Below are 12734 nucleotides of genomic sequence, written 5' to 3' on the forward strand. Positions count from 1 at the left end.
GTGACCGCATCGGGACCGGACAAGTCCAACGTCCCGGCCCGCCCCCACGTCGAAGGAGCGTCAGTTCCACGAACCCCGGGGGTGGACCCTTATGCGCACACCAGTCACCGCACGGCGGCGTTCCGTGCGGGCCTTGGCCGCGATCCTGCTGACCTCGGCGCTGGCGCTCGCCGGATGCAGCGGCTCCGACGACGGAAGCTCGGGCGCCTCCGACAAGCAGGCGGACGCCAGGGCCGGTGCCGAGGAGGGCGCCGCGGCGGACGGCGGCGCCGCGAAGGCGCGGGACGCCTCGCCGACCAGGCTCACCCCCAGCCACGTCATCCGCACGGCCTCCCTCACCGTCCGGGTGAAGGACGTACCGAAGGCCCTCGACGCGGCCCGTGCGGCGGCCGAGGGGGCGGGCGGCTTCGTCGGCAGCGAGTCCACCACCCGCGACGAGGACGGCGGCGAACACACCCGCGTGGTGCTGCGCGTGCCCACCGACGCCTACGAGGACGTCCTCACCGACCTGGAGGGCGCGGGCACCCTCCTGGAACGCACGGCGAAGGCGCAGGACGTCACCGACGAGGTGGTGGACGTCGACAGCCGCGTCCGGACGCAGCGGGCCAGCGTCGCCCGGATCCGGGAGCTGATGGACCAGGCGACCAAGCTCGCCGACGTCGTCACCCTGGAGGGTGAACTCACCGGCCGCCAGGCCGACCTGGAGTCCCTGCTCGCCCGGCGGGCCGCCCTGAAGGACCGCACGAGCCTGGCCACCATCACCCTCACCCTGTCCGGGAACCCGGTGCCGGAGCGGGCCGAGGACGACGACGACCCCGGGTTCGTGGACGCCGTCACGGGCGGCTGGGACGCGTTCGTGACGATGCTGCGCTGGCTCGCGGTCGCGATCGGCGCGCTGCTGCCGTTCGCCGCGGCGCTGGCCCTGCTGGCGCTGCTGTGGCTGCGGGTCGTACGGCCCCGGCTGCCGCGCCGCCCGGCCCCCGCGCAGGCGGCGACCGCACTGGGCCCGCTGCCGCAGGCCCGCCCGGCGCCCCGCCCCGACCAGGGCGGGAGCGGGGGTGGGGACGGGGCCGGACGGGACTGAAGTGCGCGGTGCCCGTAGCGTGTTCGTATGGACGACGCCAGCCCCGGGAACCGCAGCAACCGCCTGGTCGTGATCGGCGGTGACGCCGCGGGCATGTCCGCGGCGTCCCAGGCCCGCCGCCTCAGGGGCCCCGGGGAGCTGGAGATCGTCGCCTTCGAGCGCGGCCACTACGCCTCCTACTCGGCGTGCGGCATCCCGTACTGGGTGGGCGGCGAGGTCACCGACGCCGAGGAGCTGATCGCCCGTACGCCTCAGGAGCACCGCGCCCGCGGCATCGACCTGCGGATGCGCACCGAGGTCACGGAGATCGACGTGGCCGGGCAGCGGGTACGCGCGCGTGACGTCGATTCCGGGGCGGAGTCCTGGACGCCGTACGACCACCTGGTGATCGCCACCGGCGCCCGGCCGGTCCGCCCCGACCTGCCCGGCGCGGACGCCGCCGGGGTGCACGGGGTGCAGACCCTCGACGACGGGCGGGCGCTGCTGGACACCCTCGCACGCGCGCGTGGCCGTCGGGCGGTCGTCGTCGGCGCCGGGTACATCGGCGTGGAGATGGCCGAGGCGCTCATCAACCGCGGGTACGAGGTGACGGTCGTCAACCGCGGCCGGGAGCCGATGTCCACGCTCGACCCCGACATGGGCCGTCTGGTGCACCGGGCCATGGAGGGCCTCGGCATCCGCATGGTCAACGGCACCGAGGTCACCGAGGTGCGCACCGACGCCGGGGGGCACGTCCGCGCGGTGGTCACCCCGGACGCCGAGTACCCGGCGGACGTGGTCGTCCTCGGCATCGGCGTCCGTCCGGAGACCTCCCTCGCCGCGGCGGCGGGACTGCCGCTCGGCGAGCACGGCGGACTGCTGACCGACCGGGCGATGCGGGTGCGCGGCCAGGAGAACGTCTGGGCGGGCGGTGACTGCGTCGAGGTGCTCGACCTGGTCTCCGGCCGTGAGCGGTACATCGCCCTGGGCACCCACGCCAACAAGCACGGCCAGGTCGTCGGCACCAACGTCGGCGGCGGCTACGCCACCTTCCCCGGCGTGGTCGGCACCGCCGTCAGCAAGGTCTGCGACCTGGAGATCGCCCGCACCGGCCTGCGTGAGAAGGACGCCCACCGCGCGGGCTTCCGGTTCGTCACCGCCACCATCGAGTCCACCAGCCGCGCGGGCTACTACCCCGACGCCTCCCCCATGACGGTGAAGATGCTCGCGGAACGCCGCACCGGCCGCCTCCTCGGCGTCCAGATCGTCGGCCGCGAGGGCGCGGGCAAACGCGTCGACATCGCCGCGGTCGCCCTCACCGCCGGGATGACGGTGGACCAGATGACCGCCCTGGACCTGGGCTACGCCCCACCGTTCTCCCCGGTCTGGGACCCGGTCCTGGTGGCGGCCCGCAAGGCGTCGAAGGCGGTCCGGGACGCCGAGCGCGGCTGAGCGCGGCAGAGGGGCGCTGAGGGCTTCTGAGGGCGCCTGAGGGGCCGTTACGCCGACCCGCTGAGCCTCGGCAGCGACGCCACCGACCCGCTCCCCGGTGCGGCGCCGGGCTGTTCGCCCGCCGTCGTGCCGGGGCGGGCGTGCGCGGCGGTGACCCGGGCCGACCGGAGCCGGTGGCTGACCGCCTCGTCCAGCGTCACCGGCCGCTGCATCTGCGCGGCGAGCCGCCCTGCCTCCTGGCCCAGCCGGGCCACGTCCTCCCAGGGCAGCCGTACCACGAGGGCCAGTTCGGCCTCGCCGTCGGGCAGCGCCTGCATCGGGGGAACCACTCGGTCGCTCATCGGCTGTGTCCTCACGTCGTCGTCACGTCGTCGTCGGCTCGGCGTACGCGGAGACATACGCGCGCACGGAGGGCCGCGTTCACCGGTTCGCGGGGCGCATCGGGGGCACTACTCCTGTGTGGTCATCCCCGTCCATGACGTGAACCCCGTGCGCCGCACCCCCTGGGTGACGTACGCGCTGATCGGCGGCTGCGTCTTCGTGTTCCTGTTCATGCCCGGCCTCTCCGGCTCCGTGGCGGGCGACAGCAGCCTGGCGCAGTTCTGCCACCTCCAGGCGTTCCTGGACCAGTACGCCGTGGTCCCGCGCGAGCTGGTACACCACCAGCTGCCGCGGCTGGTGCCGACGGGCGAGGTCGCCGTGGGGCCGCAGGGCACGGGCTGTCTGCTCGGCCCGGCGGACTACGACAAGTCGCCCGAACTGAGCGTGCTCACCGCGCTGTTCCTGCACGGCAGCTGGCTGCACCTGCTGGGCAACATGCTCTTCCTGCTGATCTTCGGCAACAACGTCGAGGACCGCATGGGCCATGTGCCGTTCGCGCTGTTCTACGGCGTCTGCGGCTACGCGGCGACGTACGGCTTCGCGGTGTCCAACGACGGCTCCGCCGAGCCGCTGATCGGCGCCTCGGGGGCGATCGCCGGGGTGCTGGGCGCCTATCTGGTGCTGTACCCGAAGGCCAGGGTGTGGGTGCTGGTGCCGTTCCTGGTGTTCCTGCCGCTGCGGCTGCCCGCCTGGCTGGTGCTGGGGTTCTGGTTCGCGCTCCAGGCGCTGTACTCCTCCGGGGAGGGCGTCTCGGAGGCGGGCACCGTGGCGTACGCGGCGCACATCGTCGGCTTCCTCGCCGGGATGCTCATCGCCTGGCCGCTGCGGCGGGGCACCCCGCCGCCGCCGGAACCGCGCGGCCTGCTGTTCGGCAGGCACGCCCGGCCCCGGCACACCTGGTGAGCGTCAGCGCGCCGTCCGCGTGTGGACGTACTCCACGAGCCGGGTGAGCGCCTCCGGATCGGTGGTCGGCAGGACGCCGTGGCCGAGGTTGAAGACGTGGCCCTCCAGGCCCGCCGCCGCGTCCAGCACCTCCTGGGTCTTGGTCTCGACCGCCTCGCGCCCGGCGAACAGGACGGCCGGGTCCAGGTTGCCCTGGAGCGCCCTGCCGGGGCCGACGCGGCGGGCGGCCTCGTCCAGCGGGACCCGCCAGTCGACGCCGACGACGTCCGCGCCCGCCTCGCCGAGCAGGCCAAGCAGTTCGCCGGTGCCGACGCCGAAGTGGATGCGCGGGACGCCGTACTCCGCGACCGCCCGGAACACCTTGCTGGACGCGGGCATGACCGAGCGCCGGTAGTCGGCGGGGGCGAGGGCGCCCACCCAGGAGTCGAAGAGCTGGACGGCGCTGGCGCCCGCCTCGATCTGCACCCGCAGGAACGCGGCCGTGATGTCGGCGAGCCGGTCGAGCAGGTCGGCCCACAGCTGCGGGTCGCCGTACATGAGCGCCTTGGTGTGCTCGTGGTTGCGGGACGGCCCGCCCTCGACGAGGTAGCTCGCCAGGGTGAACGGGGCGCCCGCGAAGCCGATGAGCGGGGTCTCCCCCAGCTCGGCCGTGAGCAGGCCGATCGCCTCGGTGACGTAGGAGACGTCCTCGGGGGTGAGGTCGCGGAGCCGGGCGAGGTCGGCGCGGGTGCGGATGGGGCGCTCGACGACGGGGCCGACGCCGGGCTTGATGTCGAGGTCGAGGCCGATGGCCTTGAGCGGGACGACGATGTCGCTGAAGTAGATCGCGGCGTCCACGCCGTGCCTGCGCACCGGCTGGAGGGTGATCTCGGTGACCAGGTCGGGCCTCATGCAGGACTCCAGCATGGGGACGCCCTCGCGGACCTTGCGGTACTCGGGAAGGGAGCGCCCGGCCTGCCGCATGAACCACACCGGGGTGTGCGGCACGGGCTCGCGCCTGCACGCCTTCAGGAAGGCGGAGTCGTACGTGGCTGTCGGCTGCTTGCCCGTCGGGCTTCCCTTGGCACTCACGGGAAAGAGTCTCGCACGGCGCCGGGGCGCGTGAGGCACGGGTCCGGGCGGGGTGTCCTCCCTGCGCTCGGCCCGCGTTCCGCTTAATCTTCCCCGCATGGCTGCGGCTCAGGGACGACTGTCGGACGGCGCTGGCGGAATGGGCGAATCCAGGGGGCATGACAAGGGGAACGGGGACAACGACGGCAGCGCGGGCGAGACGGTTCCGGCGGCCTTCGCCGCCGCCGTCGACGCGCTGCGCTCGGCGCGGCTGCGCCCGCAGGTGGAGGTGGAGGCCACCCGCGCGCCACAGCGGCTCGCGCCCTTCGCCTACGCGCTGGAGGCCACGGTCGTCGACGGCGAGCAGGATCTCGCCGACGGCCGGCTCGTGTTGCTGCACGACCCGGCCGGGCACGACGCCTGGCGGGGCGCCTTCCGGCTGGTGACGCTGGTGCGGGCGGAGCTGGAGCCGGAGATGGCCGCGGACCCGCTGCTGCCCGAGGTGTGCTGGTCGTGGCTGACCGGGGCGCTGCAGGCGCGCGGGCTGGCGTGCGGCGAACCGAGCGGCACCGTCACACGCGCGAGTTCGCACTACTTCGGCGGGCTGTCCGAGCGCCCGGCCGCCTCCCAGATCGAGATCCGGGCGTCCTGGACGCCGCGGGAGGGCCTGGGCGGGGTGCCGGACACGGCGGCGCACCTGGCGTCCTGGTGCGACCTGCTGGCCCAGGTCGCGGGGCTGCCCCCGGCCGGCCCGGGGGACGCGTCGGTGGTGACGCTGCCGCAGCGCCGGGGGCCGCAGTCACACTGAGCTCCGTTGCTCACGCTCGACCTCCTTTCGGTCGGCACGCTTTGTCGACACGACCACTTTTTGACACGTATCGACACCCACGTGAGCGTGAACGATCCGACTCGACCTTCGGATGATCGATCGCGTGTCCGAATTGCACGGATTGTTACTCACCAGATCGTGATCATTTCCTAAAGGCGGACGCGGTTGGTGCCGAAGACGACTGTGACCTTGAAAGCACGGTTCGTCCCGGCTCCATCCCCACGAGCCGACCCGTCCCCGCACTTCCCGCACTCCAGGAGGCCTGGTGTCCGTTCTTCTCGAGCAGCCCGCAAGCCTGGTCGCCTACCGTCCGAACAAGCCGACCGCCATGGTGGTCGTCGCCGATCCGCGTGTCCGCTCCACCGTCACCCGCCACCTGTGGGCGCTCGGCGTGCGCGATGTCATCGAGGCCTCGTCCATCGCCGAGGCCCGCCCCCGCGTCGGCAACCCGCGCGACATCTGCGTCGCCGACGTCCACCTGCCGGACGGCTCCGGCCTCACCCTGCTCTCCGAGACCCGCGCCGCGGGCTGGCCCAACGGCCTCGCGCTCTCCGCCGCCGACGACATCGGCGCCGTCCGCAACGCCCTGGCGGGCGGGGTGAAGGGGTACGTCGTCACCGGCACCCGCACCAACATCGGCCTGCCCACCCGTCCCGGCGCCGCCCCGATCGGTGCCGCCGCCGCCCGGCTGCACCGCCGCCCTCCGGGGGCCCCGAGCCACCCCGGCGGGTACCGCGAGCTGTCCGGCCGTGAGGTCGAGGTGCTGCGACTGGTGGCCGAGGGCCAGTCCAACAAGGCCATCGGCGTCTCGATGGGCCTGTCCGCCCTGACCGTCAAGAGCCACCTCGCCCGGATCGCCCGCAAGCTCGGCACCGGCGACCGCGCCGGAATGGTGGCGGTCGCCCTGCGCACCGGCATCATCCACTGACCCCCACGCCCCCCGCCCACCGCGCCCGCCGACGGGACCCGAACCGTCGACGGGCGCGCCCGTGTCCCGGATCGGCCCCAGCCGCCCCAGCGCCCCAGCCGCCCCAGCCGCCCCAGCCGCCCCAGGGACCCTGTTCCAGCCACGCCCCCACCGGCCGGCCACCCGCGCCCCCCGGCCCACCAGCCCCGCGACCACGAACCACCGGTTTGCGGAGAGCAACGGAAGGGTCCGGTCCCGTGACCGCCGCCGCCCCGACCGGGCCGATCATGGATTCCGGCAGCGTTTCGGCAGGTCAGCCACCCAATGGCCGGAACGCGCAGGTCAGGGGGTCGAACATCCGGATACCCTTGACGGGTGACCGACGCCCAAGAGACCGCAGCAGACACTTCACTGCGAACCACCGGGGGCGCCCCTCCGGACGACGGCGGATCTGCGGAGACCAAGGCGCCGATCCCGCTGCTGGAACCCCGCGAGGGCATTCCGCCGGTGGTCGCGGACGAGGAAGCCCTCGCGCGGGTCGTCGCCGCCTTCGCCGCCGGCTCCGGTCCCGTCGCCGTCGACGCCGAGCGCGCCTCCGGGTACCGCTACGGCCAGCGCGCCTATCTGGTGCAGCTGCGCCGCCAGGGCGCGGGGACCGCGCTGGTCGACCCGGTGGCCTGTCCCGACCTGTCGGGGCTCGGCGAGGCGCTCGGCGGTGTCGAGTGGGTGCTGCACGCCGCCACCCAGGATCTGCCGTGCCTGCGCGAGATAGGCATGACCCCCAGCCAGCTGTTCGACACCGAGCTGGCCGGACGGCTCGCCGGGTTCCCGCGGGTCGGGCTCGGCGCGATGGTGGAGGGCGTCCTGGGCTTCGTCCTGGAGAAGGGGCACTCCGCCGTCGACTGGTCCACCCGCCCGCTGCCCGAGCCCTGGCTGCGCTACGCCGCCCTCGACGTGGAACTCCTCGTCGACCTGCGGGACGCGCTGGAGAAGGAGCTGGACCGGCAGGGCAAGCTGGAGTGGGCCCGGCAGGAGTTCGACGCGATCGCCTCGGCCCCGCCGCCCGAGCCCCGCAAGGACCCCTGGCGGCGCACCTCCGGAATGCACAAGGTGCGCCGACGCCGACAGCTCGCCGTGGTGCGAGAGCTGTGGCAGACCCGGGACCGGATCGCGCAGCGCCGGGACATCTCCCCCGGCAAGGTGCTGTCGGACGCGGCCATCGTGGAGGCCGCGCTCGCGCTGCCGTCCAGCGCGCAGGCGCTCGGCGCGCTGAACGGTTTCGGCCCGCGCACCGGGCGCCGTCAGCTGGAGCAGTGGCAGGCCGCGGTGGACCGTGCCAAGGCGCTGTCCGAGGCGCAGCTGCCGCAGCCGGGCCAGCCGGTGACGGGGCCTCCGCCGCCGCGCGCCTGGGCCGACAAGGACCCGGCCGCCGCGGCCCGGCTCTCCGCGGCGCGCGCCGGGGTCTCCGCGCTGGCCGAGCGGATCAACATGCCGCAGGAGAACCTGATCACGCCGGACACCGTGCGCCGGGTGTGCTGGGAGCCCCCGGCGGAGGCCACGGCCGAGTCGGTCGGCGCCGCCCTCACCGGCTACGGGGCCCGGCCCTGGCAGGTGGAGCTGGTGACGCCGGTGCTGGTGAAGGCGCTGGCCACGCAGGCCGGGTGAGCGCGGCGGCCGTCATCGCGTCGCCCCGCCTCGTCCAGGGAGACCGGGATCGACCGGACGAACGGGAGGAAGATGTAGATCGAGACGATGTCCGTGCCCGTGTAGAGCACGATCGGCGCCCAGAGGCTGTCGAACATGCCGAGGCTGTTGACGATCTGGAACGTGGCGACCTGGGTGGTGACACCTGGGACCAGGGCGGCGACCAGGAAGAGCGCGACCACCAGCTTCCGGAAGCGGAAGGTGAACCGGTCGATGGTGTACGCCGTCATCGAGCCGATGAGGACCGTTCCGCCGATGGCGACGGCCAGGATGACGGCGGTGTTGGCGAACGCCCGCAGCATCTCGCCGTCCTGGAAGGCCGTGACGTAGTTGTCGAAGTCGAGCGGGTCGTCGGGGGGCGCCAGCGCGTCGCTGCCGGACGCCATCTCCCGCTCCGACTTCAGCGAGGTCAGCAGGACGGCCGTCAGCGGGAGCAGCACGACGACGGTCGCGCCGATCAGGGACAGGTACACGAGGGTGCGGGCCACCGCGCGGCGCGTCGTGTGAGGTCCACCTTGTCGTCGGGGACGAGGCGCCGCTGCACCCAGGTCACCGCGAGCACGATGCGGTGCCGGGCTGCGTGCACACCGACCTGCTGGCGGCGGGGCTGATCCCGGACCCGTTCCTCGGCGCCAACGAGACCGAGGTGGCGTGGGTCGGGCGCCTGGAGTGGACGTACGAGCGGCGGCTGCGGGCCGGTGCCGGGCACGAGCGGACCGACCTGGTCTTCGACGGCCTCGACACCGCCGCCGAGGTCTCACTCGACGGGCGCCTCCTCGGCCGGGTACGCAACATGCACCGCTCGAAGGGCCGGGTTCCCACCCGGTGCCGACCCCGGCCCTGACGCCCAGGGGGTCGACGGCTCCGCCGAAAGTGTGATGTTCACCGCTAAGGGCGGGGGGACTGGGCAGCTACATTACCCACAAGTAGCATGGGGCCTGAGCGCGCGCTCAGCGCATCGCAGCAGTGCCGTCCCGCATCCTGGAGGAGAGCCATCGTGCCTCGTACCGTCAGGGACGTCGTCTTCGTCGACGGCGTCCGCACCCCGTTCGGCAAGGCGGGCCCGAAGGGCATCTACCACGAGACCCGCGCCGACGACCTGGTCGTGAAGGCGATCCGGGAGCTGCTGCGCCGCAACCCCGGCCTCGACCCCAAGAAGATCGACGAGGTCGCCATCGCCGCGACCACCCAGATCGGTGACCAGGGCCTGACCATCGGCCGCACCGCGGGCATCCTCGCCGGGCTGCCGCAGTCCGTCCCCGGCTACTCCATCGACCGGATGTGCGCGGGCGCCCTGACGGCCGTCACGACCACGGCCGGTTCCATCGCCTTCGGCGCCTACGACGCCGTCATCGCGGGCGGTGTCGAGCACATGGGCCGCCACCCGATGGGCGAGGGCGTCGACCCCAACCCGCGGTTCGTCAGCGAGAAGCTGGTCGACGAGTCCGCCCTGTTCATGGGCATGACCGCCGAGAACCTGCACGACCGCTACCCGCACATCACCAAGCTGCGCGCCGACGAGTACGCCGTGCGCTCGCAGGAGAAGGCCGCCAAGGCGTACGCCAACGGCGACATCCAGGCCGACCTGGTGCCGATCTCGGTGCGCCGTACCAACGCGGAGGCCGGGGAGACCGGCTGGGGCCTGGTCACCGCCGACGAGCCGATGCGCCCGGGGACGACCCTGGAGAACCTGGCCGGGCTGAAGACGCCGTTCCGCGTCCACGGCCGGGTCACCGCGGGCAACGCCGCCGGTCTCAACGACGGCGCCACCGCCTCCGTCATCGCCAGCCAGGACTTCGCCCGGGAGAACGGCCTCCCCGTCAAGATGCGCCTCGTCTCCTACGCCTTCGCGGGCGTCGAGCCCGAGGTCATGGGCTACGGCCCGATCCCGGCCACCGAGAAGGCCCTCGCCAAGGCGGGCCTGGACATCTCCGAGATCGGCCTCTTCGAGATCAACGAGGCGTTCGCCGTGCAGGTGCTCGCCTTCCTCGACCACTACGGCATCGCCGACGACGACGCGCGCGTCAACCAGTACGGCGGCGCCATCGCCTTCGGCCACCCGCTGGCCTCCTCCGGCGTCCGGCTGATGACCCAGCTGGCCCGCCAGTTCGAGGCGCAGCCGCACGTCCGCTACGGCCTGACCACCATGTGCGTCGGCTTCGGCATGGGCGCGACCGTCATCTGGGAGAACCCGCACTTCGAAAACGCCGGAGGCAGCAAGTGAGCACCACCGCTGAGCTTTTGAAGGGCGCGGCCGAGCTGTTCCCGGACGAGGTCGTCACCGCGGCGCACGTACGCCACTTCGACCTGCCGTACGGCGCCGGGAAGTTCGCGCTGATCACCCTGGACAACGGGTTCGACCACACCAAGCCGACCACCTTCGGCCCCCAGTCGCTGGCGAACCTCAACGCCGCCGTCGACCAGGTCGAGAAGGAGGCCGCGGACGGCGACATCGTCGGCGTCGGCGTCACCGGCAAGCCGTTCATCTTCGCCGTCGGCGCCGACCTCAAGGGCGTCGAGCTGCTGAAGAGGCACGAGGACGCGCTCGCCATCGGCAAGGGCGGCCACGAGGTCTTCAAGCGCCTCGCCTCCCTCGCCGTACCGACGTTCGCGTACTACAACGGCGCGGCGATGGGCGGCGGCGTCGAGGTCGGCCTGCACTGCACCTACCGCACGGTGTCCAAGTCGGTGCCCGCGTTCTCGCTGCCCGAGGTCTTCCTCGGCCTGGTGCCCGGCTGGGGCGGCTGCACGCTGCTGCCGAACCTGATCGGCCCCGAGAACGCCGTCAAGGTCGTCATCGAGAACAGCCTCAACCAGAACAAGCAGCTCAAGGGCGAGCAGGTCTTCGCCCTCGGCATCGCCGACGCGATCTTCGAGGGCGCCGACTTCCTGGAGCAGTCGCTGCTGTGGACCGCGAGCGTCCTCAAGGGCGACACCAAGGTCGAGCGCCCGGTCATCGACCGCGGTGAGGCCTGGGACCAGGCCGTCGCCACCGGCCGCTTCATCGCCGACGGCAAGGTGCACGGCGCCGCCCCGGCCGCCTACCGCGCCCTGGACATCATCGCCGCCGCCAAGGACGGCGACCTCCAGGCGGGCTTCGACGCCGAGGACCAGGCGCTGGCCGACCTCATCATGGGCGGTGAACTGCGCGCCGGCATCTACGCGTTCAACCTGGTGCAGAAGCGCGGCAAGCGTCCCGCGGGCGCCCCGGACAAGAACCTCGCCCGCCCGGTCACCAAGGTCGGCGTGGTCGGCGCCGGCCTGATGGCCTCCCAGCTCGCCCTGCTCTTCCTGCGCCGCCTTGAGGTGCCGGTCGTCCTCACGGACATCGACCAGGAGCGCATCGACAAGGGCGTGGGCTACGTCCACGCCGAGATCGACAAGCTGCTCGGCAAGGGCCGGATCAACCAGGACAAGGCGAACCGCCTCAAGGCGCTGGTGACCGGCGTCCTGGACAAGGCCGAGGGCTTCGCGGACGCGGACTTCGTCATCGAGGCCGTGTTCGAGGAGATGGGCGTCAAGCAGCAGGTGTTCGCGGAGGTCGAGGCGGTCGCCCCGGCGCACGCGATCCTCGCGACGAACACCTCCTCGCTGTCGGTGTCGGAGATGGCGTCGAAGCTGAAGCACCCCGAGCGGGTCGTCGGCTTCCACTTCTTCAACCCCGTCGCGATCCTGCCGCTCCTGGAGATCGTCCGCGGCGAGCAGACCGACGACGCGTCCCTGGCGACCGCGTTCGCGGTCGCCAAGAAGCTGAAGAAGACCGCGGTGCTGGTGAAGGACGCCCCGGCGTTCGTCGTCAACCGCATCCTGACCCGCTTCATGGGCGAGATCCAGAACGTCATCGACGAGGGCACGCCGGTCGAGGTCGCGGAGAAGGCCGTCGAGCCGCTGGGCCTGCCGATGTCCCCGCTGGTCCTGCTGGAGCTGGTCGGTCCGGCGATCGGCCTGCACGTCTCCGAGACGCTCAACCGGGCGTTCCCGGACCGCTTCACGGTCTCCCCGAACCTGAAGGCGGTCGTCGAGGCGGGCAAGCGCGGCTTCTACGTCTACGACAGCGGCAAGCCCGAGCTGGACCCGGAGGTCGCCGCGCTGCTGAAGCAGGGCGACACCGTCCTCACCGAGGAGCAGACGCGGGCGCGCGTGCTGGACGCGGTGGCGCAGGAGATCGGGCTCATGCTCGACGAGGGCGTCGTCGCCGAGGCCCAGGACATCGACCTGTGCCTGATCACCGGCGCGGGCTGGCCCTTCCACCTGGGCGGCATCACGCCGTACCTGGACCGCGAGGGCGTCGCCGAGCGGGTGAACGGCAAGCGGTTCCTGGAGCCGGGCGTGGCGAGCGTCCCGCGGTAGCTCCGCCGGGTTCGCCGGTGCCCCGTACGCCTGTCGGTGTGCGGGGCACCGGCGTCGGGGTCCCGGGGGCTCCGCCCCCGGACCCTCGTACCGGC

The 12734-nt window shown here is 72.9% G+C and carries 10 protein-coding genes and 2 pseudogenes; 9 read left to right on the forward strand and 3 right to left on the reverse strand.

Features of this window, described 5'->3' with window-relative positions; translation table 11 throughout:
* Positions 1-91 precede the first annotated feature (91 nt).
* Both ABZ659_RS27045 and ABZ659_RS27050 read left to right on the forward strand, forming a co-directional pair.
* Positions 92-1084, forward strand: coding sequence for a DUF4349 domain-containing protein (locus ABZ659_RS27045; protein WP_360224820.1), 993 nt, complete (start codon positions 92-94; stop codon positions 1082-1084).
* A 27-nt stretch (positions 1085-1111) separates the two neighbouring features.
* Positions 1112-2515, forward strand: coding sequence for an FAD-dependent oxidoreductase (locus ABZ659_RS27050; protein ID WP_360224822.1), 1404 nt, complete (start codon positions 1112-1114; stop codon positions 2513-2515).
* 47 nt (positions 2516-2562) lie between these two features.
* On the opposite strand, the gene ABZ659_RS27055 is transcribed toward ABZ659_RS27050, so the two are convergent.
* A complete protein-coding gene (locus ABZ659_RS27055) occupies positions 2563-2856 on the reverse strand; it encodes a hypothetical protein (protein WP_360224824.1) in 294 nt (97 codons plus the stop codon).
* 118 nt (positions 2857-2974) lie between these two features.
* Between ABZ659_RS27055 and ABZ659_RS27060 the strand changes: the two genes are divergently transcribed.
* Positions 2975-3799: a rhomboid family intramembrane serine protease gene (locus ABZ659_RS27060; RefSeq protein WP_360224826.1), complete on the forward strand. Its 825-nt coding sequence runs from the start codon at positions 2975-2977 to the stop codon at positions 3797-3799.
* 3 nt (positions 3800-3802) lie between these two features.
* Here the strand turns inward: ABZ659_RS27060 and hemE are convergent, their stop codons facing one another.
* The gene (gene hemE, locus ABZ659_RS27065; RefSeq protein ID WP_360224828.1) at positions 3803-4870 is read right to left on the reverse strand and encodes a uroporphyrinogen decarboxylase; all 1068 of its coding nucleotides are present in this window, start codon (positions 4868-4870) and stop codon (positions 3803-3805) included.
* A gap of 139 nt (positions 4871-5009) precedes the next feature.
* On the opposite strand from hemE, the gene ABZ659_RS27070 reads away from it, so the two are divergent.
* The 3 genes from ABZ659_RS27070 to ABZ659_RS27080 all read left to right on the forward strand — a co-directional run bounded on the left by ABZ659_RS27070 (position 5010) and on the right by ABZ659_RS27080 (position 8250).
* Entirely contained in the window at positions 5010-5657 is a 648-nt protein-coding gene (locus ABZ659_RS27070) for a DUF3000 domain-containing protein (RefSeq protein WP_360224830.1), read from the forward strand.
* Positions 5658-5943: 286 nt separating this feature from the next.
* On the forward strand, positions 5944-6606 hold the full coding sequence (locus ABZ659_RS27075) for a response regulator transcription factor (protein WP_360224832.1): 663 nt from the start codon (positions 5944-5946) through the stop codon (positions 6604-6606).
* A 354-nt stretch (positions 6607-6960) separates the two neighbouring features.
* Positions 6961-8250, forward strand: a complete 1290-nt coding sequence (locus ABZ659_RS27080; RefSeq protein WP_360224834.1) for a ribonuclease D — start codon at positions 6961-6963, stop codon at positions 8248-8250.
* Between the two features lie 26 nt (positions 8251-8276).
* Here the strand turns inward: ABZ659_RS27080 and ABZ659_RS27085 are convergent.
* Positions 8277-8837 (reverse strand): annotated as a pseudogene (locus ABZ659_RS27085) (carbohydrate ABC transporter permease); the annotation flags it as partial.
* Positions 8838-8857: 20 nt separating this feature from the next.
* On the opposite strand from ABZ659_RS27085, the pseudogene ABZ659_RS27090 reads away from it, so the two are divergent.
* From ABZ659_RS27090 to ABZ659_RS27100, 3 genes and pseudogenes are all read left to right on the forward strand, one after another.
* Positions 8858-9094, forward strand: a pseudogene (locus tag ABZ659_RS27090) (glycoside hydrolase family 2 protein); the annotation flags it as partial.
* A 192-nt stretch (positions 9095-9286) separates the two neighbouring features.
* A complete protein-coding gene (locus ABZ659_RS27095; protein ID WP_360224836.1) occupies positions 9287-10513 on the forward strand; it encodes an acetyl-CoA C-acyltransferase in 1227 nt (408 codons plus the stop codon).
* Complete coding sequence (locus tag ABZ659_RS27100; protein ID WP_360224838.1) at positions 10510-12639, forward strand: 3-hydroxyacyl-CoA dehydrogenase NAD-binding domain-containing protein; 2130 nt, start codon at positions 10510-10512, stop codon at positions 12637-12639. The genes ABZ659_RS27095 and ABZ659_RS27100 overlap by 4 nt, the downstream gene beginning before the upstream one ends.
* Positions 12640-12734: the final 95 nt, after the last annotated feature.

It is taken from the genome of Streptomyces sp. NPDC006997 (assembly GCF_040635175.1).
Classification (GTDB): Bacteria; Actinomycetota; Actinomycetes; order Streptomycetales; family Streptomycetaceae; genus Streptomyces.